This window comes from Nocardia sp. NBC_01499, from assembly GCF_045040275.1.
Taxonomy (GTDB): Bacteria; Actinomycetota; Actinomycetes; order Mycobacteriales; family Mycobacteriaceae; genus Nocardia.
Genome location: NZ_CP109426.1, coordinates 5121702 through 5147838, shown reverse-complemented (window position 1 = coordinate 5147838; position 26137 = coordinate 5121702). Strand labels below are relative to the sequence as shown.

At 68.0% G+C, this 26137-nt stretch carries 21 protein-coding genes; 10 read left to right on the top strand and 11 right to left on the bottom strand.

Annotated features, from left to right (window positions below; translation table 11 throughout):
- Positions 1-29: 29 nt before the first annotated feature.
- The 5 genes from OG203_RS23520 (at position 30) to OG203_RS23500 (ending at position 5719) form a co-directional block, all read left to right on the top strand.
- Positions 30-3032 carry a circularly permuted type 2 ATP-grasp protein gene (locus tag OG203_RS23520; RefSeq protein WP_405167976.1) on the top strand — a complete coding sequence of 1001 codons (3003 nt, stop codon included), beginning with the start codon at positions 30-32 and terminating at the stop codon, positions 3030-3032.
- Positions 3029-3943 (top strand): transglutaminase N-terminal domain-containing protein, encoded by a 915-nt coding sequence (locus tag OG203_RS23515; protein ID WP_405159441.1) that lies wholly within the window; start codon positions 3029-3031, stop codon positions 3941-3943. The genes OG203_RS23520 and OG203_RS23515 overlap by 4 nt, the downstream gene beginning before the upstream one ends.
- Positions 3944-3948: 5 nt before the next feature.
- A complete protein-coding gene (locus OG203_RS23510; RefSeq protein ID WP_405159440.1) occupies positions 3949-5025 on the top strand; it encodes a putative zinc-binding metallopeptidase in 1077 nt (358 codons plus the stop codon).
- Between the two features lie 65 nt (positions 5026-5090).
- Complete coding sequence (locus OG203_RS23505) at positions 5091-5348, top strand: type II toxin-antitoxin system Phd/YefM family antitoxin (protein WP_405159439.1); 258 nt, start codon at positions 5091-5093, stop codon at positions 5346-5348.
- Positions 5345-5719 carry a type II toxin-antitoxin system VapC family toxin gene (locus OG203_RS23500; RefSeq protein WP_405159438.1) on the top strand — a complete coding sequence of 125 codons (375 nt, stop codon included), beginning with the start codon at positions 5345-5347 and terminating at the stop codon, positions 5717-5719. Before OG203_RS23505 ends, OG203_RS23500 begins: the two co-directional genes overlap by 4 nt.
- Positions 5720-5723: 4 nt before the next feature.
- On the opposite strand, the gene OG203_RS23495 is transcribed toward OG203_RS23500, so the two are convergent.
- The 9 genes from OG203_RS23495 to OG203_RS23455 all read right to left on the bottom strand — a co-directional run bounded on the left by OG203_RS23495 (position 5724) and on the right by OG203_RS23455 (position 15010).
- Positions 5724-6503, bottom strand: coding sequence for an ABC transporter ATP-binding protein (locus OG203_RS23495; protein ID WP_405167735.1), 780 nt, complete (start codon positions 6501-6503; stop codon positions 5724-5726).
- The gene (locus OG203_RS23490; protein WP_405167734.1) at positions 6500-7567 is read right to left on the bottom strand and encodes an ABC transporter substrate-binding protein; all 1068 of its coding nucleotides are present in this window, start codon (positions 7565-7567) and stop codon (positions 6500-6502) included. The genes OG203_RS23495 and OG203_RS23490 overlap by 4 nt, the downstream gene beginning before the upstream one ends.
- Entirely contained in the window at positions 7564-8451 is an 888-nt protein-coding gene (locus OG203_RS23485) for an ABC transporter permease (RefSeq protein ID WP_405167733.1), read from the bottom strand. The genes OG203_RS23490 and OG203_RS23485 overlap by 4 nt, the downstream gene beginning before the upstream one ends.
- Before the next feature lie 150 nt (positions 8452-8601).
- Entirely contained in the window at positions 8602-9036 is a 435-nt protein-coding gene (locus OG203_RS23480; protein WP_357379871.1) for a hypothetical protein, read from the bottom strand.
- A 61-nt stretch (positions 9037-9097) separates the two neighbouring features.
- Positions 9098-9805 (bottom strand): DUF2637 domain-containing protein, encoded by a 708-nt coding sequence (locus OG203_RS23475; RefSeq protein ID WP_405167732.1) that lies wholly within the window; start codon positions 9803-9805, stop codon positions 9098-9100.
- A 113-nt stretch (positions 9806-9918) separates the two neighbouring features.
- Positions 9919-10629, bottom strand: a complete 711-nt coding sequence (locus OG203_RS23470) for a type 1 glutamine amidotransferase (protein ID WP_405167731.1) — start codon at positions 10627-10629, stop codon at positions 9919-9921.
- Positions 10629-11861 (bottom strand): MurT ligase domain-containing protein, encoded by a 1233-nt coding sequence (locus tag OG203_RS23465; RefSeq protein ID WP_405167730.1) that lies wholly within the window; start codon positions 11859-11861, stop codon positions 10629-10631. Before OG203_RS23465 ends, OG203_RS23470 begins: the two co-directional genes overlap by 1 nt.
- Before the next feature lie 164 nt (positions 11862-12025).
- Entirely contained in the window at positions 12026-13765 is a 1740-nt protein-coding gene (locus OG203_RS23460; RefSeq protein WP_405167729.1) for an FAD-dependent oxidoreductase, read from the bottom strand.
- Positions 13766-14050: 285 nt separating this feature from the next.
- Positions 14051-15010 carry an EamA family transporter gene (locus tag OG203_RS23455; RefSeq protein WP_405167728.1) on the bottom strand — a complete coding sequence of 320 codons (960 nt, stop codon included), beginning with the start codon at positions 15008-15010 and terminating at the stop codon, positions 14051-14053.
- Positions 15011-15140: 130 nt separating this feature from the next.
- Here OG203_RS23455 and OG203_RS23450 point away from each other — a divergent pair, with 130 nt between their 5' ends.
- Positions 15141-16037 carry a LysR family transcriptional regulator gene (locus tag OG203_RS23450; RefSeq protein WP_405167727.1) on the top strand — a complete coding sequence of 299 codons (897 nt, stop codon included), beginning with the start codon at positions 15141-15143 and terminating at the stop codon, positions 16035-16037.
- A gap of 364 nt (positions 16038-16401) precedes the next feature.
- A complete protein-coding gene (locus OG203_RS23445; protein WP_405167726.1) occupies positions 16402-17661 on the top strand; it encodes a KasA/KasB family beta-ketoacyl-ACP synthase in 1260 nt (419 codons plus the stop codon).
- 59 nt (positions 17662-17720) lie between these two features.
- Here the strand turns inward: OG203_RS23445 and OG203_RS23440 are convergent, their stop codons facing one another.
- Complete coding sequence (locus OG203_RS23440; RefSeq protein WP_405167975.1) at positions 17721-19178, bottom strand: AAA family ATPase; 1458 nt, start codon at positions 19176-19178, stop codon at positions 17721-17723.
- A gap of 551 nt (positions 19179-19729) precedes the next feature.
- Complete coding sequence (leuA, locus tag OG203_RS23435) at positions 19730-21523, bottom strand: 2-isopropylmalate synthase (protein WP_405167725.1); 1794 nt, start codon at positions 21521-21523, stop codon at positions 19730-19732.
- 268 nt (positions 21524-21791) lie between these two features.
- Here leuA and OG203_RS23430 point away from each other — a divergent pair, with 268 nt between their 5' ends.
- The 3 genes from OG203_RS23430 (at position 21792) to OG203_RS23420 (ending at position 26111) form a co-directional block, all read left to right on the top strand.
- Entirely contained in the window at positions 21792-22559 is a 768-nt protein-coding gene (locus OG203_RS23430) for a sulfite exporter TauE/SafE family protein (protein WP_405167724.1), read from the top strand.
- Between the two features lie 112 nt (positions 22560-22671).
- Positions 22672-24288, top strand: coding sequence for an alpha/beta hydrolase (locus OG203_RS23425; RefSeq protein ID WP_405167723.1), 1617 nt, complete (start codon positions 22672-22674; stop codon positions 24286-24288).
- 203 nt (positions 24289-24491) lie between these two features.
- Positions 24492-26111, top strand: a complete 1620-nt coding sequence (locus OG203_RS23420) for a GMC oxidoreductase (protein WP_405167722.1) — start codon at positions 24492-24494, stop codon at positions 26109-26111.
- Positions 26112-26137: the final 26 nt, after the last annotated feature.

The following is a 26137-nucleotide window of genomic DNA, read 5'->3' as shown; positions in this document are numbered from 1 at the left end:
GCAGCGGAAGTGAGGTCGGCGCGGTGACCATGCGCGAGGCTGAGTCTGGGTGGCGGGGTGGACTGCGGGAGACGACCGCCGGCGCCAGCGTGCGCGAGCAGGTGGCCGAGCAGTTCGCGCGCTACCGGACCGGCGGCGTCGAGACCGCGCCCTACGACGAATGCGGCAGGCCGACCGAGGGCTACTACGACGAACTGGTCGACGCGGACGGCAAGGTGCGCCGGATGTGGTCGGAGTTGTCCGCCGATTTCGTCGAACTCGGCACCACCGGACTCGGCAGGCTCGATAGCCGCGTGCGCAGGCTGATCGAAGACGACGGCATCACCTACACCGAGCTCACCGGCGCGAGCGAGCAGGCGGTGACGACGCCGTGGCGGCTCGACCCGATCCCGCTGCTGATCTCCGCGGACGACTGGACCCGTCTAGAAGCGGGCTTGGTGCAGCGCTCGCGGGTGCTCGACGAGGTGCTCACCGATGTCTACGGCCCACGCCGCACGCTAACCAGCGGCCTGCTGCCACCCGAGGTGATCGTCGGCTATCGCGGCTATGTCCGTGCCGCACATGGCATTACGGTGCCCGGCCGGCATCAGCTGTTCCTGCACGGCTGCGATATCAGCCGCTGGAGCGACGGCCAGTTCCGGGCGACCGCGGATTGGGCGCAGGCACCGTCCGGCGCCGGATACGCGCTGGCCGACCGGCGGGTGGTGTCCACCGCGATCCCGGAGGCGTTCGAGCATTCCAATCCGCGCCCGCTCACTCCGTTCGCCAGGGCGATGCGGTTGATGCTGATCGAATCGGCGCAGGAGGGCGAGGCCGACGATCCGTTCGTCGTGGTGCTGAGTCCCGGCGTGCATTCGGAGACCGCGTTCGATCAGGCCAATCTCGCGTCCATGCTCGGCTTCCCGCTGGTGGAGAGCGCGGATCTGGTGGTGCGCGACGCCGCGCTGTGGATGCGCTCGCTCGGCACGCTGCGCCGGGTCGATGTGGTGCTGCGCAGGGTGGACGCCGAATTCTCCGATCCGCTCGACCTGCGGCCGGATTCGCGGCTCGGCGTGGTCGGGCTGGTCGAGGTATTGCGCAGAGGCGCGGTCACCGTGGTGAACACGCTGGGCAGCGGACTGCTGGAGAACCCGGCGCTGACCGGGTTCCTGCCGCGCCTGTCCCGGGCGCTGCTCGGGGAGGATCTGCTGTTGGCGAGCGCGCCGACGTATTGGGGTGGGGACGAAAAAGAGCGGGCGCACCTGACGAAGAACCTGCACCGGTTGATCATTCGGTCCGCGGTCGACGGCGCGACCCTCTTCGGTCCCGAACTGTCGATCCGGCAGCGCGCCGACCTGCGGGCCAGGATCGAGGCCAGCGGGTGGCAGTGGGTCGGCCAGGAACCCGCGCAGTTCTCGGTCGCGCCCGCCGTCGAAGGCTATGGCGGGTTGGCTCCCGCGCCCGTCGGTATGCGGTTGTTCTCGATGGCTCGTCGCAGCGGGTATACCGCGATGGCGGGCGGACTCGGCCAGTTGCATCAGCGGACGTTGCCCGACCGCGCGGTGATAAAGATTGCCGCCAAGGACATTTGGGTGCGGGCGGCGCCGAGTGCGGTGCCAGCGGTCGGCACCGAGGCGCCGCACGAGGAACGCGAACGGCGGGCCGCTCCGGCGGTGATGGCCATCAGCTCGCCGCGCGTGCTCAACGATCTGTTCTGGATGGGGCGCTACAGCGAGCGGGCGGAATCGGTTGCCCGGCTGCTCATCGCCACGCACGCCCGGTATCAGGACTACCGCTATCGGCCGTGGCTGGAGGGCGCGGATGCCATTCCGGTGCTGATGGCGGCGCTGGCTCGGACCACCGCCACCGTCGCTCCGGCAGCGGTGTTGTTCGGTATCGAATCCAATGATGGCGCGGCCGAGCTGGATTCGTCCGCGAGCGTCAGTACGGATGCGGTTTCGCGGTCTCAATCCGCTGGGAGTGCTACTTCGGCGCAGTCGAGTTCGGGTATGACGCAGTCGCAGTCGAGTTCGGGTCAGTCGCAGTCAATGGGGCGAACTACAGCGAAATCAGTGGGGGATGAATCTGATTCGGCCGATCAATCCGGCGCGGAGCCGAGTATCGCCGAGGAAATGAACGTGACGATACGACCTGGCGTGCTGCAGCGCGCGATTGTCGCCGCGGCGAGTGCCGCCGAGGAACAGGGCGTCGTGGCTCCCGGGCCGGTGGGGCCGTCCGCGGTGGCGGGTGCGTCCCGCGAGGGCTACGAATACCTGGCGGCGTTGACAATTGACCGTGCGCTGCCCGGATCAGTGGCCTTCGCGATCTATCGGTACGAGAACGCCGCCCGGGCCGTGCGTGATCAGCTGTCCGCCGATACCTGGATGATTCTGAGCGCCGTTGATCGGGCGCTCGCGGAATACCGTGGCACGCACGGTGATCAGGAGACCGCGCTGTCGGCGGTGCATTCGCTGACCTTGGCGGCGCTGCTTTCGCTGTCCGGCATCGGCGCCGAATCGCTGGTGCGCGACTCCGGTTGGTACGTCATGGATATCGGCAAACGGATCGAGCGCGGGCTGGCGCTGACCGCGCTGATGTCGGCGGCGCTGACGCAGACCTACCCGAACGAGGCCGAGCGGGTGGTCACCGAGTCGGTGCTGCGGGCCACCGAGTCGCAGGTGAGTTACCGTCGGCGGCACGGGGATTCGGTGCGCATCTCCGCGGTCGCCGGGCTGCTGCTCTTCGATACCGCCAATCCGCGTTCGCTGGCGTATCAGCTGGATCGGATCGACGCGGACCTGCAGGCGCTGCCTGGCGCGTCGGGATCGTCTCGGCCGCAACGCTTGCTTGCCGACGCGCAGCGGATGCTGCGCCGGGTCGACCCGGACGATCTGGACGTCACCGACGACGAGGGCAACCGCACCGAACTGCTCGAGCTGCTGGAGGGTGTGCACCTTCGGCTGCGCAAGCTCGCCGAATCGTTCGAGACGTCGAAACTGTCGCTGCCCGCAGGCTTCCAGCCGCTGTGGGGTAGTACGCGGGTGGTCGGATGACCGGGCGCAACGGTGCGGCCCGGCGCTATCGCGTTGCCCACCGCACGACCTACCGCTACTCCGACGAGGTCACCAGTTCCTACGGGCGCGCGTACCTGACGCCGCGCGAATTCCCTGGGCAGCGGCTGCTTTCGCACGATATCGCGATCGACCCGGTGCCCTCGGATCAGTCGGTCGGACCGGATGTGTACGGCAACACCACGTCGTATTTCCATGTGACAGCCGAACATCGGACTCTGGTGGTGACCGGCGAATCCTTGGTCGAGGTCGACCGTCCCGACCGGGTCAAGGAGGGTCCGGCGGTCCGGCCGTGGGAGCAGGCCCGCCCGACCGGCGCGACCGGCCCGCTCGCCGTGGAATTCACCCTCGATCTGCAACCGCCCGAGATCACCGCCGAGGTCAGGGCGTACGCGGCCGAATCGCTGAGACCGGGCCGCCCGCTGCTCGAGGCGGTGGCCGAACTCAATACCCGCATCCACACCGACTTCACCTACCGGTCCGGCTCGACCACCGTCTCCACCAAGGTCGCCGACGTGTTCGCGGCCAGGGCCGGGGTCTGTCAGGATTTCGCGCGAATCGGCGTGGCCTGCTTGCGATCACACGGCCTTGCCGCCCGCTATGTGTCGGGCTATCTGGCCACCGACCCGCCGCCCGGCAAGGAACGCATGGTTGGCGCCGACGCCACCCACGCCTGGTCGGCCGTGTGGATACCTGGCACCGACAACCAGGATCGGACCGGCCATTGGATCGACTTCGACCCCACCAACGACCAATTCGGTGACGAGCGCTACGTCACCGTCGCGTGGGGCCGCGACTACGCCGACGTGCCGCCGCTGCGCGGCATCATCTATACCGACGCCAAGGAGAGCACAATTACCGTCTCGGTCGATGTCTCTCCGGTGGAGGTGTAACCCGCGTGCGCGATTTCGCCTGTCCCAACTGCGGCCAGCAGTTGGCTTTCGAGAACTCGGTGTGCCTGTCCTGTGCCAGCCCACTGGGTTTCCGCCTCGCCGACCTCGCCCTGGTGGTGATCGGCGATCCGCCGGGTGGTGCGCCGAACGACTCGATGACCGGTGTGGTGGATGCCAGCCGCTTCCGGCTCTGCGACAACCTTCATGTGGCGCAATGTAATTGGCTGGTCGAGGTGCCGGAGGCGGGTATCGAGGCCACGGAGCAGGCCGCGAACGGCACCGGGAAACCGATGCTGTGCGAATCCTGCCGACTCACCAGGACCCGGCCCAATGACCTCGATGCCGCCGGGCTCGCCGCCTTCGCCGAGGCCGAAGCGGCCAAGCGCAGGCTGATCGTCGAGCTGACCGAGCTCGGCCTGCCCATCGTCGGCCGCGACCAGGACCAGAACCGCGGCCTGGCCTTCGACCTGCTCACCAGTGCCAGCGGCAAGGTCGTCACCGGCCACAAGAACGGCGTGATCACCCTCGACCTGGCCGAGGCCAGCGACCCGCACCGCGAACAACTGCGCATCGAAATGGACGAGCCCTACCGCACCCTACTCGGCCACTTCCGCCATGAGATCGGCCACTACTACTACATGATCCTGGTCGCCACCGACGAAGCGGCGCAACGTTTCCGCGAGCTCTTCGGCGACCCCGACGCCGACTATCAGGCGGCGCTGAACCGCCACTACACCGACGGCGCACCCCCCGGCTGGGAGTCCGCCTACGTCTCCTCCTACGCCACCATGCACCCCGCCGAGGACTGGGCCGAAACCTTCGCCCACTACCTGCATATCCGCGACACCCTGGACACCGCGGCAGCCTTCGGCATCGCCCCCGCGGGCGCCTCCCTCGACCGCCCCCAGGTAGGTCGCGCCGGCTTCGACAAGATCATCGATCTCTGGCTCCCCCTGGCCTGGTCCCTCAACATGGTCAACCGCTCCATGGGCCACCCCGACCTCTACCCCTTCGTGCTCCCCGACCCCGTCCTGGCCAAAATGCGCCTAGCCCACGACCTCTGCGCCACCCCAACCCGCTGACCATCGCGAACCGCGTTGCCTTTCCGCTCGATGGTGGACTAACCTGTTAGCTAAGGAGGTGGGCCATGGCGGGCAGCGCAGCGGAACAGTTCAATATCCACGACGCCAAGACGAACCTGTCGCGCATCATCGAGCGAGTCGAACGCGGCGAGGAGATCATCATCAGCCGCGCCGGTAAGCCGGTCGCCAAGGTGGTCCCGCTGAGTCGCGGCGTGAACCGGGGCGGCCGCGGTTCGTTGAGCGGGCGGCTGGTCCTCACCCCCGAGTGGGACTCCGACGAGACCAACGCCCAGATCGCAGACGACTTCGGGATGGTGCCGTGAGGTTGCTGCTCGACACCCACGTGGTGCTGTGGTGGCTGACCGACGATCCGGCGCTCGCCGACGACATGAAGGAACGGATCACCCACGACCCGGACATCCTGGTGAGCGCGGCAACGATCTGGGAGGTCGCCATCAAGCAGGCCCTCGGCAAGCTGGACGGGCCGGTCGGGCTCGCGGACTACATCGCGAACGGCGGGTTCATCCCGCTACCGATCGGCCTCGACCATGCGGCTGCGGCCGGTCGGCTGCCCCTGATTCATCGGGACCCGTTCGATCGAATGCTGGTGGCGCAGGCGCAATGTGAGGATCTCACGCTGGTCACCCATGATCCGTGGTGCCAGCAGTACGAGGTCGCGATCCTCGCCGTGTGAGGCGCTAGACGTGGGCGGCGTAGATGTGGGCGGAGACCTCGTCGCGCATGTGGATGAAATCGGGGTTGGCGCGCAGGGCGGCGAAGGTGGGGTCGGTCAGGGCCGTCTTGAAAGTGGTCGGCTCGTCGTAGATTACGCGGCCGGGGCGGGTACCCATGACCAGGACCCTGGTGCCGAGGAGTAGCGCCTCGTCGATGCTGTGCGTGACGAAGAAAACGGTCTTTCTTCGATCGCGCCACAGGGTGAGTAGTTCGCCCTGGAGCTTCTCGCGGGTCAGCGCGTCCAGTGCGCCGAAAGGTTCGTCCATCAGGATGATCTGGGGATCGTTGACCAGCACGCGGGCGATTTGGGCGCGTTGCTGCTGGCCGCCGGAGAGTTCGTAGGGGCGGCGGTTGCCGAGATGGTCGAGGCCGACCAGGGTGAGCATGCGTTCGGCATCGGTGGTGCGCTGATTACGCGGCACGCCACGGACCTTCGGGCCGAACTCGACGTTCTGGCGGACCGAGAGCCAGGGGTAGAGGTTGGGTTGCTGGAAGACCACGCCGCGGTCGGGATCGGGTCCGGTGATCGGGTGCCCACCCACCCGCACCGTGCCTTCGGTCGGCTCCAGGAATCCGGCAAGGATGTTCAGCAGCGTCGACTTCCCGCAGCCGGAAGGGCCTACGACGCAGACGAATTCGCCACTCTCGATGGTCAGCTCGGTCGGCGCGAGCACCTGTGTCGGACCGTCGTCCCCGGGGTAGCTCTTGCTCACCCCGGCGAGGGTGACCCGGAGCTCGCTCACGAGCTCGCCCCCTTGGCCGCATCAGCGTAAATGCCGGTGCGATAGGCGGATTCATCGCCGACCGCGTCGATTCCGCCCTGGCCCAACAGGAATTCGGCCGTCTTGTGCAGATCGCCGCCGAACCCACCGCCGAGGTACTTCGCGTCGGCCTGCTCGGCCGCGCCGAGGTAGGTGTACCCGGCCAACTGCGGCCCGACCAGCTTGGGCTCGATGCCGAGCTGCGCGCCGATCGAGACGGCCGCGTCCTCGGGCTTGGTCCGCAGCTGCGTCACCGCGTAGTCCTGCAGCTTCGCCCAGACCACCGCGAACCGCGCGTTCTCGTCAAGGAACTTCTTGCTCGCCACCGCCAGATCGAAGGTCGGCGCGCCGGCCGCCGCGGTATCGGCGCTGGAAGTGACGATGTGGCCGCCGGATTCGGCGAGCTTCGACAGGGTCGGATCCCACACCCAGGCCGCGTCGATCTGATCGCCGTTCCAGGCACCGGGAATCGCGTCGGGCGTCATATTGATCAACTGCACGTCACCGGCCAGCCCGGCCTTGCCGAGCGCGGCGAGCAGGCTGTAATGCGCGGTGCTGCCGAACGGCGTGGCGACGCGCTTACCGCGCAGCCCGGCCAGCGAGGTGATCGACTTGTCCTTGGCGATCAGCGATTCCGACTTGCCGATCACATCGTGGATCCACAGCACCCGCACCGGCAGGTTCAGCGGCGCGGACAGTGCCTTGGTCGCCGGACTCGACCCCATCGTGCCGATGTCGAGGCTGCCGGCACCGAACGCCTGGACCACATCCGCACCCGAGGAGAACTGGCTCCACGCGACTTTCGCGTTCGGCAGGCAGGCGGCGAGCAGTCCGCGATCCTTGACGAACAGATCGGCATTGGGGATCGCCTGGAACCCGAGCCGCGCCTGCGTGGTGACACCGGGATCCGCGGCGAACGGGCAGACAGCCTGCGCCCCCGCGCTTGCGGTATCGCCGCGGCCGGATTCGACGCATCCCGCGGTCGTCGCGACAACGGCCGTCACGGCCAGACCGGCCGTGACCATCCGGCGGACTGCGGATTTCATACTTTGCCTTTCCACGGAACTGCTTTGGCACCAATGAATTTGATGACCGAGTCGAGCACGAGTGCGGCACAGCCGATCACGATGATGCATGCGATGGTCAGCGGCGTATTCAGCTGCGTGCCAGAGATATACGCGAGGCCGCCGATGCCGGGGATGCCGTTGTTGAGCTCGGCGGCGACCACGGTGGTCCAGGCGAACGCGGTGGCGATCCGGATGCCGCCGATCACCTCGGGCAGCGTCGCAGGCAGCACAACGAGCGAAATGACCTTGGCGCGACCGGCGCCAAGCGAGCGGGCGGCATTGAGGTAGTCCTGCTTGACGCCGGTGACACCGCTCAGCGTGGCGATGGCGATGGGCGGGAACGCGGCGAGGAACAGCAGCCAGATCTTCGACATGTCGCCGATGCCGAACCAGACGATCAGCAGCCCGATATAGCCGAGCGGCGGCAGCGACCGCAGGAAGTTCAGGATCGGCTCGGTGACCAGCCGCACCGGGGTGAGCATGCCCATCACGAACCCGACCAGCGGGCCGACCACGATCGCGAGGCCGACCCCTGCGCCGATCCGCTGCAGGCTGGCCAGCAGATGCTCCCACAGGTAATAGTTCTGCTCACCGATCACCGTGCGATCGACGCCCGCCGCGATCTGATGCCGGGAGTTGGCCCGCACGAACGCATCCCACACCGCGTGCGGGGATGGCAGATACAGCGGATCGACCAGCCCGGCCGCCGTGATCACCGCCCACAGGCCGAGTACGAGCGCCAGCGCGCCGACACGCGTCAGCGCCGGGCCGAGCAGGCGGCGATAGTTCCGGCTACGCCGCGGTGCGCCGGCGGGCGCGTCCGCACCGAGTGCCGGTGCGTCCGGCGTGGTGGTCGCGGTCATTCGGCGCTCGGTAGCAATCCACGCCGATGCAGGCCCACGTCGGACACGGCACTCTCCTCAAAACTCGGCAAACCTCGACGCTATCCGCGGCGAGGCGGCCGAGGGGAGAGTTAGAAACGCCGTGAACTTAATTGGTCGCGGCCGCGCCGATCACCCTATTCCGTTGACACTTCCGTTCATGCCGACGTGCTCGCCGATGTTGCCGGCAAGCCACTGGTTCTGCGCCAATGTCTCGAAAACACAGATCAGCAACAGCTTTCGACTGCGCCTGCTGACCGAGTACTCCAGATCGGGCGCGGTTTCCGGACCGCGCAGCGCGCTGCTGATGCCCTTGCGCAGGTTCGGCTCCGACAGCAGCCAGAACAATTCCGGCCCGATCAACACCGATTGCCCGCCGGTCTCGTGGAACCAGCGACCGGCGAATTCGATCAACAGGTCGGTGAACGCGTCCCCGCTTTCCACCGACTCGGTGAGTTGGCTCAGCGCGCCCGATCGGTCGACACTGCTCTGGATCACCGAGGCGAGCCTGCTCGCTACTTCACGAAACTGATCGACGTCCTGGTCCTGCCAGACTGTGAGAGACACGTGTTTTCTCCATCGAAGTAGTCGAGCGTGGGTGAGTTATCGCCTGGACGTCGCCGCGGGATTATCGGTGGTTGACCAGCTTTCGGCCGTCGGCGTCGAAGGTGTTGAAGCGCATGGGGGTATTCGGTCCGGTGGCGAAGGGCACCGCTGCCGCCGGACCTGTCTTGACGAGATCGTGTCCGTTCGCCGGTACTTGCCCGTTGAGCTGCGGCGATGTCACCATCTCCGGCACCTCCTCGGCCATGACGAGTTGTTCGGGTTCCGCGACGACAACGGCAGCGACGGGTCGTTGCGCGGTGCTGCGCGCCAGCAGAATCAGCGTGAGGTGCACCGCGAACAGCAGGGTCAACGGCATTCCGGCGTAGATGATCACCGACACCGTTCCGCCGCCGATCTCACGTGCGTATTCGATATTCCCGGCCACCGAAACCAGCGTCGAAATGACGAAAAGCCCCGTCGCGTACCACCATCCCGCACTGCGTTTCGGGAATGACGCGGTGGCGACGATGGAGCCGACAACGAGGCCGTCGATGGCGATCGGCACATTCGACGCCAGATCGGCTTCCACCAGGTTGCGCACGGCCAGATGGTGTAGTGCGGCAAAAGACATCTCGAACGCCTTGAGCGCGACTACCGAGGAAACGATGAGCGATAGATACAACGGACGCGGCCGCAGGATGCTGCGCCAGCGAGTCCAGATCGGTGGACGGCGTGGCATTACCGGTTGCGCCATTGATTCGGCAGGCAACCCCGGCGTGATCGTCGTCATAGCGGCGAGCGTAGCGTGCCGATAGCTCAGCACCACGGAGCCGGTCGGTCGAGTCGCGTTTGTGAATCAAATACGAACGCGACCTCGCATTGTGTTATCTGGTGCCGGAGTACCTACGCGCGCAGACGTTCACGGCGGAGTTGCTCGACTTCCGGCATCGGCAGCGGCGCCAATTCGGTGACGCCGAGTGCCCGCGCGAGCAGCAGGTCGGCGAGTTCCGGATTGCGGGCCAGCGCGGGGCCGTGCATGTAGGTGCCGATCACCGAACCCTGCACCACGCCTTCGAGACCGTCGCCGACGCCGTTGCCGACACCGCGGGTGACCCGGGCCAGTCCGGTCGCCTCGCCGCCGAGTTTCGTGCCGCCACGGTGGTTTTCGAATCCGGTCAGCGCCGCGGTGAGCCCGGCGAGCAGCGGAGCGGTGGTCACCTCGCCGATCGCGCGCTTCGGCTGCGGCGAGGTGGTGACGTCGATCATGCCGACGCCGTCGACACGCTCGCCCGACGATGTCTCATACCATTGGCCGAGCACCTGGATGGCGGCGCAGATGGCAAGCACCGGAGTGCCTTTCGAGGCGGCCTGCTGCAGGCCGGGGTAGCGCTGCAGATGCCGGGTTGCCAGTCGTTGCGCCGAATCCTCGGCGCCGCCAAGGGTGTAGATGTCGAGCGAGTCGGGAACCGGATCGGCCAGGGTGATTTCGACGACCTCGGCGTCGTAGCCGCGCAGCCGCAAGCGCTGCCGCAGCACCAGCGCGTTGCCGCCGTCGCCGTAGGTGCCCATCACATCGGGCAGTACCAGCCCGATGCGGACGGTCGATTCAGTCATCACTTGGCCTCGAGGTCGCGGTTGAGATCCCGGAATGCGGTGTAGTTTGCCAGCACCTCGACGTGGCCCGCCGGGCAGGAGGCGATGGCGCGCAACGGGTTCGGCACCGTCGTGTGCTCGACTCCTGCGTAGGTGAGGCGCACGGCGAGATCGGTGGCTCGCTCACCGGCGGCGACCACCTGGACGCCTTCGAAATGCTCGAACCGCACGTCCCACAGCCAGGACAGATCCTCGCCGTCGGGCACCTGCCCGTTCACCGCGATCACCAGTCCGGCCGAGCCGGGTTCGATCATCGACAGCGCTTCCTGCCAGCCCGCCGGGTTCTTCGCGAGCAGCAGCCGCGCGGCGTGCTCACCGACCTGCACCGTCCGGTAGCGGCCCGCGATCTCGCGCACCGTGCCCGTCGCGGTGACGGCGGCGGCCGGATCCGCGCCGAGCGCGATCGCCGCGGCGACCGCCTGCGCGGCATTGCCACGGTTGGCCCGGCCGGGCAGCGCAAGTTTCAGCGGGAACCGCTGGTTGTCGGGGCCGACGAGATCTTCCCCGTCCAGCCACCAATTCGGTTCCGGCCGTTCGAAATCCGTGCCGGTGCTGCGCCAGTGCTCACCCTCCCACAGGATCGGCTCGCCGCTGCGCGGGCAGCTGGTCGCGTCCATCGCCCAGCCGCTGCCCGCGGCCACCCACACCACGTTCGGGTGGTTGTAGGCGATCGAGGTGACCAGCACGTCGTCGCAGTTGGCGATCACCACGGTGTCGGGGTGGCTGGCCAGGCCGGCGCGCAGCTTGCGCTCGATCATGTTGATCTCGCCGACCCGGTCGAGCTGGTCGCGGCTCAGGTTGAGCAGCACGACGGCGGCGGGGTTCAGCGCGTCGGTGACGTGCGGCAGGTGCAGCTCGTCCACCTCGATCGCGGCGATCCGCGCGGCACGGTTGGCGCTGAGCGCGGCCACGATGCCCGCGTCCATATTGGCGCCGTCGGCCTGGGTGGCGACCTCGCCGAGCGTGCTGAGCGCCGCGGTGGTCATCCTGGTCGTGGTCGACTTGCCGTTGGTGCCGGTCACCAGCACCGTGCGCCGACCGCGGCCGAGCTGGTCCATGATCGTCTTATCGATCTGCAGCGCGATGAGCCCGCCGATCATCGATCCCTTGCCGCGTCCCGCCCGCTGCGAGGCCCACGACGCTGCCGCCGCGGCCCGCAGTGCGATTCGCCCACGCACCGAAATGTCTGCCACGCCGCGAGTCTATGTTCGACGCGCGGCGGCGGCGCGGTCCGGTCCAGTGGCGTAGCCCACTTGCCCGGACTCAGCCCCTGGTAGAGCTTGGCGTTCGAGTTCTGGCTGCGGCCAGGGAGGACGAACAGCAGGCCGATGTGTGGATCGCGGGGAGATCGGTCACATCAGATCTGGACGTCGAACATGTTGGGCTGGCCTGCCGCGTAGCGACCCGCGTCGATCTGGCGCAGTGGTTCGAGTTCGGGCGCGCGATACAGGGTGAACGTCCGGCAGCGCTCCGCGTTCGAGCCCGCCACGTCGAGCAGCGCGTTCACGGCCGTTCGCGCGGATTCGTTGGCGCCCTCCATGGTGGCGAGGTCGATGTTGGTGCGCACGTAATCGCCTGCCAGGAACAGGTTTTCGAGCGCGCCGTGCGATTCCGGCCGGAAGTCCCACGAGCCGGCGGTATTGATGAGCAATGGGTCGGCGTTGGCGTTGCGGTGCTGGCTGTCCTGCCAGGTGATGCCGGGGTCGAGGAACCACGAGTGCAGGTCGGCGTCGTGCAGCACGTCGCCGCGGTCGTTGAGATGCGCGGCGATCTGCGCCCAGACCTCGCGGGCGATCTCCTCGTGGGTGCACTCCTTCGCCGGCTTGCCGTACAGCATGCCCGGCGAGTTCCAGTCGGAGATATCGACCGAAAGACAGTCCTGCACGGTGCCGTCGCCGAACTCGGTGAATTTGCGCGCCCACATCTGGTTCTGGTCGATCGAGGTGAGCGCCCACGGCGCGTCGATATAGGCGGTGTGGCCCTTGGAGATCTCGGCTGGCCTGCGCAGATAGAACTGGATGCCGTTCATCCAGTCGCTGAAAAGCCGGTTCATCGTGGCCAATTCGGGGCGAACGGCCAGCACGTCGGGCGACCACAGGGCGTTGGCCTGTGCGGCGGGCACGGCGACAACGAAGTAGTCGGCCTCGATGGTGCGTTGTGCTCCGGCGGAATCGACGACGCGGGCCGCGGTGATCCGGCGGTCGCGCATGTCGAGCCCGCGCACCTCGGTGCCGAGCTCGAACTGCACGCCGAGATCGCGCATCCGCTGCAGCCACGGCTCGATCCAGACGGCGTTGGTCGGCCCGTTCAGCACTCGGTCGAGGCCGCCGTCGTTGCCGATCTCGGCCGGGTTGCCGAGGAACTGTTCGCCCATGGTGCCGATGGTGCGGACGCTGGCGACGTCCTCCTTCGCGGCGACCATGATGCTGGTCAGCGTGCGGGACAGCAGGGCGCGGAACTCGTGTGAGCGCGCGTTGCCGCCGACGTAGTCGCGCCAGGAGGTGTGCTCCCACTGGCCGAGGCGGCGGGCATCGCAGCTGCTGTTGAACACCAGCAGCCGATCGGCGAAGTAAACGCCTTCGTTGGCAGGCATATTCAGCGTGGTCGCGAGCGCGGCGCCCATGGTCTCGCGGAAGCTGTCCGGGGTGAACGCCATTCGGGATCGGGGGCCGAGCGGCAGCCGGAAGTCGTCGCCGTCGCGCCGGGCGAAGCGCGCCTCCGACACCGTGACCAGGTTGTTCCACACGCCATTGGGGTTGTCCGCGAAGGGAATTCGGCGCATGGTGTCCGGCACGTGTTGGTAGAAGCCGGGGAAGAAGCGGAAGCCGTGCTCGCCGGGCAGATCCGGCCTGCCGCCGGAACCGGTGCCTGGCACCGGCACGCTGCGTGCCTTGCCGCCCCAGGCGCGGCGCTCGAAAATCGTTACCTGGAAGCCACGTTCGATCAGCTCGTGTGCCGCGGTCAAGCCCGCGACGCCACCGCCGAGTACCGCGACCCGCCTGCCGTTCGGACTACCCGCGGCAGGCCCCGATCTCAGCACGCCAGCTGTCAGTGCCCCCGCTGCCGCTACCCCCGCCACAGCCGTTCCGCGAAGCATTGTCCTCCGCGATACGGTCCACCGATTTTCTGCCATGCGCCGCTCTGTGCCTAGCCTCGGGACCTTTATTACACGTTGTCACTACTGTAAAGCGGCAGGTCCGCACCGGCGTACCCGCCCCGCGCCTGGCCCGAGGTGAAGGCTGATTCGGACGGCGATGTGAGCATAGCGATATCGGTGATCGGATAGGCAAACCTGTGACGACGGTTTCTCGAACCTTTTGGCACACATAAATATCCGTGCCACGCGACCCCACGCCGCGAACCGCGGTGCGGGGCCGCGCGCTCAGGCCTCGACCAGTTGCGGTGTGCCGGGTCGGCGCCCGGCGGCCGCGTCGAACTCGACGGCTTGATCCTCGGCGACCACCGGGCGCTTGCCCGAGGTCGCGGCGAACGCGCCCGCGATGACGATCACGCCGCCGACCAGCGACAGCGGTGTCGGGGTCTCGTCGAGGAAGGCCCAGGCGGCGGCGATGCCGATGATCGGGACAAGCAGGGTGAGCGGGGCGACGATGCCGGCGGGGTAGCGGCTCATCAGGTACGTCCACAGGCCGCTGCCGACGACGGTCGCGAGCACGGCGGTGTAGGCGAGCGCGACCAGCGCGGGCCACCCGGTGCTGGAGAAGGAATCGGCCAGTGCGCGCAGGCCGGTGGTCGGTCCCTCGGTGGCGGCGGACAGCAGGAACATCGGCAGCGGCGGGACAACGGCGATCCACAGCGTCAGGTGCAAGGTGTTGAGGCCGGGGGATTCCAGGGTGGCCCGACGCGCACCGATATTGCCGAAGGCCCAGCCGAGCCCGGCCGCCAGCGTCAGCAGCACCGGCAGCACCGAGGCGTGTTCGAGGCGGTCCCAGCTGATCACCGCCATGCCGGTCATCGCAACCGCGATACCGGCGACCTGCACCGGCCGGATCCGCTCGCGCAGGAACAGGGTGCCGAGCAGCACGGTGAACGGCGCGGAGGATTGCAGCACAAGAGAGGCGAGCCCGGTCGGCATACCGGCGCGCATCGCGGTGAACAGGAACGCGAACTGGAGGATGCCGAAACCGGTGCCGTACAGCAGCAGCCAGCGCATCCGCACCTTCGGGCGCGGGACGAACACCAGCACCGGTACCGCGATGACCGCGAAGCGCAGCGCGGCGAAGAAGAAGGGCGGGAAGTGGTCGACCCCCACTCGGAGGGCGAGGAAGTTCAACCCCCAGAGCAGGACGACGGTCAGTCCGAGCAGGCGGTCACGAGGGGTCATGTCCCCTATCGTGACGTTTGCGAATCATCAGGACTATCTAATTAATATGCACTATTGATGTAGTTTTACTTCATGATTTCAGCGGCGTCCTCCGCCCGGCAAAACCGTGATTGACCAGCAAGGGCCGCCCATGTCCGTCGAGCGACTCCGGGTGCTGCGCGAGTTCGCCGATCGCGGCACCATCGCCGCCGTCGCGGCCGCGCTCTCGATGACGCCCTCCGCCGTCTCCCAGCAGCTCAAGGTGCTCGCCAAGGAAGCGGGCGTCGCCCTGCTCGAACCCGACGGCCGCCGGGTCCGCCTCACCGACGCGGGCAACGCGCTGGTGATCCGCGCGGACGAGGTGCTCGCCGCGATGGATCGGGCGGTGGCGGAGATGGCGCACTATCGCGGTTCGCCGCGCGGGCGAGTTCGGGTCGCGGTGTTCCCGTCCGGCGGCGCGCTACTGCTGCCGGTGGTGTTGCCCGCCATGCTGGACAGCGGCGTCGACATCGTCGCGAGCGATGTGGACCTGCCGCCGAGCGAGGTGTCGCGGCTGCTCGCCGACTTCGATGTGGTGCTCACCCATCGCGACGAGCGGGCCGCGCCGATCGCCGACCCGCGTATCGCGGTGCGCGTGCTGATGCGCGAACCCATCGATGTCGTTGTCGCGCCGACCCATCGGCTCGCCGACCACGCCGCGGTGACGCCAGAGGAGCTGGCCGACGAAACCTGGCTGAGCGTGCGCGGCGGCTACCCGGTCGACGACGTGCTCCGTTCGATCGCCACCCTGACCGGCGTGCAGCCGCGAATAGCGCAGCGGCTCAACGACTTCCGTGTCATCGAAACGTTGGTCGCCAGTGGCTACGGCGTCGCGCTGATGCCGCGCTACTCGGTCGCGCACCCCGATCTGTCGGTGCTGCGGCTCACCGGCGTCCGCGCCGCCCGCATGTTCGAACTGGCCACCCGGCCGCGTGCCGAAAGCAGCCCGGCCATCGCCGCCGTGCTCGCGGCCTTCCGTGCCGCGGCGGCGAGCGTCACCGCCGAATAGCCGCGCGGCCTACCACCCGGTGCGGCAACTGATTTCGCCGAGGGGGCGGTTGTCGGCTTTCAACAGGCGATCTCGCCGCGATCGGCGGAGTATGTTGAGAAGGCGCTGGTACAGCCGTCAGCGCGGAGAGCTTAGGTGGCCGACCTCCGTTGCGTCGTTGGCACATTCCAACAACTCCGGGGTGTTTCCTGTGAGAGTTCCGTACATGTCGCGACCATGAGCCCGCCAAATAGATTGCAGGACAGGCCTTCCGACCCGGCATGCGGTGGGCGGCCTGCTGCCGAGGCAGTGCGCCTGCACCGGATGCGGCGCCGGTCTCGCGGCATTTCAGCGGTGCGGCTCTAGGAAAGGACACGCGACAGCAATGCGTGATATCACCGAGTTCTCCACTCGCGACGGTGGATTCCGAAGCGTGGTGGTGACCGCGGTAGAGGTCTCCTCCGCGCTCGGCGCGGATACGGCGTCCACCTGGAAGGGTCTGTTGGCGGGCGAGAGCGGTGTCCGGGTCCTCGATGATCCGGAGGTCGAGAGCAGGCAACTGCCGATCAATATCGGCGCGAAGTTCAGGAGCGACCCGACCGCCGAGCTCGATCGGGTCAAGAAGCGTCGCATGTCCTACGTCCAGCAGGTCGCCTACGTGATGGGCAAGCGAATCTGGGACACCCTCGGCACGCCCGAGGTGGACAACGACCGGCTCGGCATCTCGATCGGGACCGGCATCGGCGGCGTCGAGGTCGTCGTCGACTCGAATGACCTGCTGCGCGATCAGGGTTATCGCAAGGTCTCGCCGTTCGCGATACCGATGGCCATGCCGAACGGCCCCGCCGCGGTGCTCGGACTCGAACTCGGCGCGCGGGCCAGCGTGGTCACGCCGGTGTCGGCGTGTTCGTCGGGGTGTGAGGCACTGGTGCACGCCTGGCGCTCGATCATCCTCGGCGAGGCCGACATCATCGTCGCCGGTGGCGTCGAGTGCCGGATCAATGCCCTTGCGCTGTCGGGTTTTACGAATATGCGCGCACTGAGCTCGCGGGTCGATGAGCCCGAACGCGCGTCGCGTCCGTTCGACCGGGACCGGGACGGTTTCGTCTTCGGCGAGGCCGCGGCCTTGCTCGTGCTCGAGTCCGAAGAGCACGCGCTGGCGCGCGGTGCTCGACCGCTGGCCCGGCTGCTCGGGGCGGGCCTGACCGCGGACGGCTACCACCTGGTCGCGCCGGATCCGGAGGGTCGGGGCAATGCCCGCGCCATGCGTCGCGCGCTGCAGACCGCGGGTGTCGACGGGGCGGATGTCGACCACGTCAACGCGCACGCGACCGGAACGCCGTTCGGAGATCTGGCCGAGGCCAAGGGAATTGCCGCCGCGATCGGTAAGCATCCGGCGATCTACGCACCCAAATCGGCGCTCGGTCATTCGGTCGGCGCGGTGGGTGCGCTGGAGGCGGCGATCTCGGTGCTCAGCCTGCGCGACGGCGTGATTCCGCCGACCCTGAACCTGGACAACCAGGATGTCGACATCGATCTCGATATCGTCAGCGGTGCGGCGCGATACACCGATGTTCGGTACGTGATGAACAATTCGTACGGCTTCGGCGGCCACAATGCCGCGGTCCTGTTCGGCAAGTACTAGCGTCGAAATACAGTGCGGCCCGGCGCGAAATGCGCCGGGCCGCAACAGTTTTCGAATCTCTAGTGCCCCATCGGGCCGGGGTGCTGGTACTGCTGCGCGCCGACGTAACCGAAGTCGTCGGCGACCATCGCGGCCAGTTCGAGCAGGGCGCGCCTGGTCGGCTTGCTGACCAGTTCCAGGTCGATTTCCGCGCCTTCGGCGAGGTGGTCGTCGAAGGGCACCACCTGGACCGCGCGGGTGCGGTCGAGGAAGAGCTTGCGCAGCTGGTCGAGGTCGACGGTTGAGGCGCCGCGGCGGGAGGCGTTGACCACCACGACGGTGCGTTCGACGAGCTTGCCGTAGCCGTGGTGGTCGAGCCAGTCCAGGGTGGCCGAGGCGCTGCGGGCGCCGTCGATGGCTGGCGAGGTGACCAGCACGAGCGAGCTGGCCATATCGAGGACCCCGGCCATGGCCGAGTGCATCAGGCCGGTGCCGCAGTCGGTCAGGATGATGTTGTAGAACGACTGCAGGATGCCGATGGCCTTGCGGTAGTCGGCCTCGCTGAATGCCTCGGAGACCGCCGGATCCTGTTCGCTGGCAAGCACTTCCAGGCGGCTCGGCGCCTGTGAGGTGTGTGCCCGCACGTCGGAGTACCTGCTGATGTGCTGGTCCTCTAGCAGATTGCGCACGGTGGAGCGGGTCTGGCGCGGCACCCGGTGCGCGAGCGTGCCGAGGTCGGGGTTGGCGTCGATCGCGATGACGCGGTCACCGCGCAGCGACGCGAACGTCGAGCCGAGACCGACCGTGGTGGTGGTCTTGCCGACGCCGCCCTTGAGCGAAAGGATCGCGATCCGATAGTCGCCGCGCACCGGCTGATTCACCCGGTCGACGAGGTCGCGGTAGACGACGTCGGCCGCGGACTCGCCGGGGTTGAGCACGCCGCCGGTGGCCTTGTGCACCGCGCGCCGCCAACCGCTGCGCGGCGCGCGGCGGGCGCGCTTGAGCAGGTTCAGATCGTTGACCGAGTGGCCAGGCTGTCCCGGCGCTGGCACATGCTGCGGCTGGAACGGCTGCGACGGCTGGTGCGGATTCGGGCCGCCCTGCCAGCTCGGCGGTGGCACCTGCCCCATCATCGGCGGCTGCTGTCCCAACGGCGGGGGCGGCGGCTGATACGCGGGCGGCGGGGGCGGCTGGTGGGTCACCGGCGGTGGCGGCGGCGCCCAGCTGTAGATCGGCCCGCTCGGCTGATCCGCTTGCGGCGCACCGGCTTCGGCATGTTCCTGCGGCACCCGGCGGACCAGGCCGTCGGGGCCGATCTCCTGCCGGTATTCGCCGTAGCCCTGGTTCTGCTGCGGCTCGGGCGCGACCTGGTGGCTACCGCTGTGCGCGGCCACCGGCTGGTACTGGCCGGTCTGATACGGCTCATATGCGCCGGGTGGCGCGAACGGTCCGGCATTGGGCGGCGCGTAGCCGCCGTATTGCTCGGGCGGGCCGGTCGGCGCGAAACCCTCGGGCGGACCGTAGGACTGCTGCGGCATCGCCGCGTGCGGGTAGGACACGGTCTGGTCCGTCGAGCCGCTGAAGTCGGGCTCGGCCGATTCCTGCTCCGGCTTGTCCGGCTTCTCGGCTGCCTCGGACTCTTTCACTTCCACGTCGCCGGGCTGCTCTGCCGACGAATCGGCGGCCTGCTCCGACTCGGTGCCGTCGGCCGTGTCCACCGATTGACTCTGCAGCCAGGGCGGTGAGGTCGGGTTGTGGTCGTTTGTTGTCACAGTTCCCCCATCTGCTCGGGACTACGAGCAGAGAGCTCGGCGCTTGAGTGCGAAACCAACGCTAGCACGGGGTTCGCGGGCTCGCGTCGCGGTGTGCGGCCTCGAACGAGCACTCTCGCGGCCGCGAGCGATTCGCTCTCGCACGCTCTATGGATGGCGGACGCGCCCGGATGACACGCCGCCGATATCTGGTCTCCGACAGCAAGATCGAGAGCCGGGCGCTGGATCGATCAACGACCACCACGCCCGGCTCTACCGTACTCGACCTGCGTTATCAGCGTGCTCGGTTGGCCGAGGAGACCACCACACGGTCGCTGTCAGTGTGCGCGGTTCACCGCGGAGACCACGGCACGCAACGACGCGGTGGTAATCGATGTCGCGATGCCGACGCCCCACACCACCTTGTCGCCGATCGCGCACTCGACGTAGGCGGCGGCCTGCGCGTCGTCACCCGCGGACATGGCGTGCTCGGAGTAGTCAAGCACCCGCACGTCGAAGCCGACGGCGGCGATCGCGTCGATGAACGCGGCCAGCGGGCCGTTGCCGGTGCCGGTGATCTCCTGCTCTACACCGTCGACCTTCACCACCACCGCGATGGTGTCGGTGCCGCCGTCGGTCTCGGACGCGGTGACCTTCTGCCTGATCCGCTCCAGCGGCCGGATCGGGCTCAGGTACTCGTCGGCGAAGACGTCCCATATCTCCTTCGGGGTGACCTCGCCGCCCTCGCCGTCGGTGATCCGCTGGACCGCCTGGGAGAACTCGATCTGCAACCGGCGCGGCAGCGCCAGCCCGTGATCGGTCTTCATGATGTAGGCGACGCCGCCCTTGCCGGACTGCGAGTTGACCCGGATAACGGCCTCGTAGGTGCGGCCGACGTCCTTCGGGTCGATCGGCAGATACGGTACCGCCCAGATCATGTCGTCCACGTCGGCGTCCGCGTCGTCGGCCGAGACCTTCATCGCGTCAAGGCCCTTGTTGATGGCGTCCTGGTGGCTGCCGGAGAACGCGGTGTAGACCAGATCGCCGCCGTACGGGTGGCGTTCGGCGACCGCCAGCTGGTTGCAGTACTCGACGGTGCGGCGGATCTCGTCGATATCGGAGAAGTTGATCTGCGGGTCGACGCCGCGGGAGAACAGGTTCATGCCAAGGGTGACCAGGCAGACGTTGCCGGTGCGCTCGCCGTTGCCGAACAGGCAGCCCTCGATCCGGTCGGCACCGGCCTGGTAGCCCAGTTCGGCGGCGGCGACGGCGGTGCCTCGGTCGTTGTGCGGGTGCAGCGACAGCACGATCGATTCGCGGCGGGCCAGGTTGCGGCTCATCCACTCGATCGAGTCGGCGTAGACGTTCGGCGTCGCCATCTCGACGGTGGCGGGCAGGTTGATGATCAGCGGCTTGGCCGGGGTCGGCGCGATGATCGCGGAGACCGCGTCGCAGACCTCCTTGGCGTATTCCAGCTCGGTGCCGGTGTAGGACTCCGGGCTGTATTCATAGCGCCAGTTGGTGTCGGGGTAGCGCTGCTCGATGTCCAGGCACAGCGTCGCCGCGTCGGTGGCGATCTTCTTGACCGCCGCGCGGTCGGCCCGGAACACCACCTTGCGCTGCAGGATCGAGGTGGAGTTGTAGAAGTGCACGATCACGTTCTGCGCGCCGGCGCAGGCCTCGAAGGTGCGCTCGATCAGCTCGGCGCGACACTGGGTCAGCACCTGGATGGAGACGTCGTCGGGGATCGCGCCGTCCTCGATGATCTCGCGGACGAAGTCGAAGTCGGTCTGGCTGGCCGACGGGAAGCCGACCTCGATCTCCTTGTAACCCATCCGCACCAGCAGGTCGAACATGCGGCGCTTGCGGGCCGGGCTCATCGGGTCGATCAGGGCCTGATTGCCGTCGCGCAGGTCGACGGCGCACCAGCCGGGCGCGACATCGATGATCTTGTCCGGCCAGGTGCGGTCGGGCACCGTGATCGGCTCGACCTCCTCGGCGAAGGGCCGGTACCGGAAGGTCGGCATCGAGGAGTTCTTCTGCGCGTTCCAGGCGGCCTGGTCGGCGGGGGCCGGCTTGGACGGCGGCGTGATGGTGCGCGAGCCGGATACGAAGGAGTCAGCAGGGGACATGGCGATTTCTCCGATGGTGTGGTGTTTCCCAAAGGGTGGGTCGACCGGCGCGGCGAAACCCCGCGACGGGAGCCGGTCCGATCAGACCCCGTCGCGGCGGCCGAGAAGAAGTGCCCGCTGCATGATGTCGGCGAGTTTACCGTGTGGCAATACACCTGCGAAACCCCGGTCCCGTGGTCGAGTCATCCGACGTTGCGGCTAGCGTTCGGCCAAGAAGCAAACGCTTGTACGGACCTCAGGTCCGACGGGACGTCGAACGGATTTAGTTATGACTTGGCTGGAAATGCTGGCCGTCTTCGCCGCGGGTATCGCGGCGGGCGGCATCAATGCGATCGTCGGTTCTGGCACGTTGATCACCTTCCCGGTATTGCTCGCCTTCGGGCTGCCGCCGGTGACCGCGAATGTCTCCAACACGATCGGTCTAGTGCCCGGCGCGATCAGCGGTGTGCACGGTTATCGAAGGGAACTGGCCGGACAACGAGAACGATTGCTGCGCTTCGGCACCGCGTCGCTGCTCGGCGGCATCACCGGCGCGATACTGCTGCTCACGTTGCCCGCCAATGCGTTCAAGGCGATCGTGCCGGTGCTGATCATCGCGGCGCTGGTGCTCGTCGTCGTGCAACCGAGGCTGTCGCGCTGGGTCAAGCAGCGGCGCGAGAACGGTGACAGCCCCGCGCCGAAGCACGGTGGCCCGATCCTGCTCGTGCTGATCTACGCGGCCGGTGTCTACGGCGGCTACTTCGGCGCGGCGCAGGGTGTGTTGTTGATGGGGATGCTCGGTGTGTTCGTGCACGAGGACATGCAGCGACTCAACGGCATCAAGAACGTGCTGTCGATGCTGGTGAACGCGGTGGCCGCGCTGATCTTCATGGTGATCGCCGATGTCGACTGGCGTGCGGTGCTGTTGATCGCGCTCGGCTCCATCATCGGCGGACAGCTCGGTGCGAAGATGGGCAGGCGGATGCCGCCGACGGCGTTGCGCGCGGTCATCGTCGTGGTCGGCCTCATCGCGGTGGTCCGATTGTTGATGACTTAGGAGGTGGCGGGTGCGGTTGGTGTCCTCGGGGTCGACGCAACCTGAGATCTCAGGGTGCGGTTCATCCTTGGGGAGGACGACGGCCGTGTCGTTGCGGCACAAGATGATCGGTATGCGTGGGTGGAGGATCGTCGTCGTCGCGCTGGGCGCGACGCTGGCGCTGAGCGGCTGTGGCGCACCGAAGAAGCATGAGCAGGCCGTTGCCGACCTGGTCGCCCAGGCCGATGCCGCGCCGACACCACGGCTCGACTGGGCGCCCTGCCAAGAGAAAGCCCTGAGCCGACTGCAGTGCGCGACCGCGACGGTCCCGATCGACTACGCGCAGCCGGACGGTCCGACGCTCGGGCTCGCACTCGTTCGCCAACCCGCGACCGATCAGTCGCGCCGCATCGGCACCCTCTTCTCCCCGGCCGGCGGGCCAGGCAGTTCCGGCGTGCGGTGGGCCGGTCGCGGGGAGATGTTCGCCGGCGAGATCGCCCGCCGCTTCGATGTGGTGACCTTCGATCAGCGCGGCGTCGGACGCAGTTCGCAGGTGCGTTGTTTCGCCGATCCCCAAGCGGAGCAACGATTCTGGTCCGGGTCACGGATCCCGCCGGTGAATGCCGAACAGGAGGCCGAGCAGGCGCGCTTCAGCCGGGATCTCTCGGCGGGCTGCGCCGCGAACAGTCCGGCCCTGCTCGCGCATCTCACCACCGTCGACGCGGCCCGCGATCTGGATCTGCTGCGCCGCGCCGTCGGTGACAAGCGGCTGACCTACGAAGGTGGTTCGTACGCAAGCTATCTCGGCGAGGTGTACGGCGCGGTCTTCGGCGATCGCGTGCGTGCGCTCAGCCTGAGTTCGATGGTCGATCCGGACGCCTACACCTCCGACACCCGCACCGAGGTCGCCACCGCGGCCGCTGGCACCGACGAGGTGCTTTCGGAGTTCTTCCGGCTGTGTGCCCAGGCTGGTCAGCCGCGCTGCGCCTTCGCGGGCACCGGCAAGCCGCCCGGCGACCCGATCGGGCAGCTTCGCAATGACCAAAAGGCAAGCGGCGGTGACGATTTACAGGCCCGCGACGCCGCACTGCTCGACCGGCTCCGGCAGGATCCAGTGCTGGTCGGTGCCGGGGAACGCGCCCGCACGGTCACCTACGCCGACGTCATCGTGCCGCACACGCTGCTGCTGTACGACCCCGAGGACGGCTGGCCCGCACTGGCTCAACTCCTCGCCGAAGTCGAGCGCGGGGCCACCGGCAACCCCGATATCGTGCGCACGATCCTCGACGCGAGCGCGCCGTCGCCCGATTTCCTCGACTCCTACATCGCGATCTCCTGCGCGGACAACACCTTTCCCCGCGAGCCGGACCAATGGCCGGCGATGGCGACGGAATTGGGCGCGGACGGATCAACCTTCAGCTCGTTCTGGCTGTACCTGCGCCAGCCGTGCGCGTCATGGCCGACCCCGCAGGGCGGCTATCCGCAGCGCTACGCCGGTCCGTGGATCCTGCGCTCGGACGTGCCAGCGCTGCTGTTCAACAACCGGTTCGATCCGGTCACGCCGCTGTCTGCCGCGCGCAAGGCGCAGCAGGCCCTCGTCAACGCGCGACTCGTTGTCGTCGACGGCGGCTACGGCCACGACACCACCGTCGACTGCACCAGGCGACTGCAGGAGCGTTACCTCATCGACCAGCAACTCCCCGCGCCCGGCGCGACCTGCAAACCCGATGGGGCACCGTTCGCGGACTGAACCGCCGACCCCTGCTGTCCACCTGCCGCTGGCCTGGCGTGGCTTGCTCGTCACTGTGCCGTTCCCCGCACCGGGCGCGGGCGCTGGCCCATCCGGCGGGACAATGGAAGGGAGACAACGGATGACGGTCAGGCAACGACTGTTCAGCTAGCGGATATACCGGTAATCTGCGCTCGGCCATGCATGATGAGGGAGGTGGCTGAGTGCGCAGACGCGCCTTCTTCAAAGCTGCGGGTGCAGCCGCACTGTTCGGTGCCACGGCGGGAACGCTGTCGGTCGCACCTGCGTCAGCGGACCCCGTGTGGAACCTGCTGTTCCAGACGTGGGTGCCGGAGATCTTCGCCCCGCTACCCGACCCACCCGAGCATTCGCCCGCGATCGTGATCGGCTCCGGCTTCGGCGCCGCGGTCACCGCGCTGCGGCTTGCCGAGGCCGGGATCGCCAACACGGTGCTGGAGCGCGGGTCGCGCTGGCCCAACGATCCGTGGCGGGAGATCTTCACCGGCGACGACCTGCCGGACGGTCGCGGCTTCTGGCATCGCACCAACTTCACCGGTGTCAGCAAGGTGCCGATGTCGTTCGCCAGCTTCGGCGGCGTCCTCGACTGCACCACCTATCCGGGCATCGATGTGTGGCGCGCGGCCGCGGTCGGCGGCGGATCGGTGGTCTTCACCGGCGCGATGGTCGCGCCGGAACGCCGGTTCTTCGACCACCTCTTCGGCGGCACGGTCGACTACGGCGAGCTGGACAGCGTCTACTACCCGAGGGTGCGCGAGATGCTTCGGTTGAACGCGATGCCGGGAGACATCTACGCCGCCAAGCCGTTCGCGCATTCCAGGGCGTGGGACGACCAGGTGCGCAAGGCCGGCTACCAGCCGACGCCCAACGACTCGATCTTCAACTGGGACATCCTGCGCGCCGAGCTGGCCGGCACCAGCCGAGCGTCGGCCACCGCCGCGCGCAGCAATCTCGGCAACTCCAACGGCGCCAAGTTCGACCTCAATCAGAACTACCTGAAGTACGCCGAAGGCACCGGCCGCTCCGCGATCTTCCCCGGCCACCAGGTGGAGTCCATCGCACAGGAGCCGGGCGGCCGGTTCACGGTCCAGGTGACCAAGCTCGCGCCGACCGGCGAGGTGCTCGGCACCCGCACCCTGACCTGCGACCAGCTTTTCCTCGGCGCGGGCTCGGTCGGCACCTCGGAGCTGCTTGTCCGCGCCCAGGCGACCGGGGCACTGCCGAACCTCAACGAGCACGTCGGCGATGGCTGGGGCACCAATGGCGACGTTGTCCTCGGCCGCGGTGCGAGCGCGCTGGCCGGTTTCGGGCAGGGCGTGCCGAGCGCGAGCCGGATCTTCGACGAGTCGGGCCTGCCGCTCAGCTTGGAAAGCTGGTACATCCCCGGCATCCCGTTCGAGACGGGCGCGCTCGCCTCGCTCGGCATGGTCCTCGATCCGGCCCGCGCGCGATTCGGCTACGACGCGGCCGCGAACCGGGTCGGGCTGTCCTGGCCGAGCCAGAACCGCGACGAGATGGTGGCCGCGGCCCGCGCGGTCGACCACCGGATCGCCGAACGCGCCGACGCCGTCCTCGAATACGGCGCCCTCGGCTACGACGCCAACGCGCTGTTCACCGCGCACCCGCTTGGCGGTGCGGTGCTCGGTAAGGCCACCGACGGCTACGGCAGGGTGCACGGGCACCCCGGCCTGTATGTGATGGACGGCGCGGCCATTCCGGGCAGCACCGGCACGGTCAATCCGTCGCTCACCATCGCCGCGCTCGCGGAGCGCAATATCGAGGCCATCATCCGCACCGGGAAGTAGCGAGCGGTCCTGCCGTGACGCGGTCG

Bases quoted from the DNA above. Each gene is read 5' to 3' on its own strand.
- OG203_RS23520 (WP_405167976.1), top strand. From the start codon at position 30: ATGCGCGAGGCTGAGTCTGGGTGGCGGGGTGGACTGCGGGAGACGACC.
- OG203_RS23515 (WP_405159441.1), top strand. From the start codon at position 3,029: ATGACCGGGCGCAACGGTGCGGCCCGGCGCTATCGCGTTGCCCACCGC.
- OG203_RS23505 (WP_405159439.1), top strand. From the start codon at position 5,091: ATGGCGGGCAGCGCAGCGGAACAGTTCAATATCCACGACGCCAAGACG.
- OG203_RS23490 (WP_405167734.1), bottom strand. From the start codon at position 7,567: ATGAAATCCGCAGTCCGCCGGATGGTCACGGCCGGTCTGGCCGTGACG.
- OG203_RS23485 (WP_405167733.1), bottom strand. From the start codon at position 8,451: ATGACCGCGACCACCACGCCGGACGCACCGGCACTCGGTGCGGACGCG.
- OG203_RS23475 (WP_405167732.1), bottom strand. From the start codon at position 9,805: ATGACGACGATCACGCCGGGGTTGCCTGCCGAATCAATGGCGCAACCG.
- OG203_RS23470 (WP_405167731.1), bottom strand. From the start codon at position 10,629: ATGACTGAATCGACCGTCCGCATCGGGCTGGTACTGCCCGATGTGATG.
- OG203_RS23460 (WP_405167729.1), bottom strand. From the start codon at position 13,765: ATGCTTCGCGGAACGGCTGTGGCGGGGGTAGCGGCAGCGGGGGCACTG.
- OG203_RS23455 (WP_405167728.1), bottom strand. From the start codon at position 15,010: ATGACCCCTCGTGACCGCCTGCTCGGACTGACCGTCGTCCTGCTCTGG.
- OG203_RS23450 (WP_405167727.1), top strand. From the start codon at position 15,141: ATGTCCGTCGAGCGACTCCGGGTGCTGCGCGAGTTCGCCGATCGCGGC.
- OG203_RS23445 (WP_405167726.1), top strand. From the start codon at position 16,402: ATGCGTGATATCACCGAGTTCTCCACTCGCGACGGTGGATTCCGAAGC.
- OG203_RS23440 (WP_405167975.1), bottom strand. From the start codon at position 19,178: ATGCCGCAGCAGTCCTACGGTCCGCCCGAGGGTTTCGCGCCGACCGGC.
- leuA (WP_405167725.1), bottom strand. From the start codon at position 21,523: ATGTCCCCTGCTGACTCCTTCGTATCCGGCTCGCGCACCATCACGCCG.
- OG203_RS23430 (WP_405167724.1), top strand. From the start codon at position 21,792: ATGACTTGGCTGGAAATGCTGGCCGTCTTCGCCGCGGGTATCGCGGCG.
- OG203_RS23425 (WP_405167723.1), top strand. From the start codon at position 22,672: ATGCGTGGGTGGAGGATCGTCGTCGTCGCGCTGGGCGCGACGCTGGCG.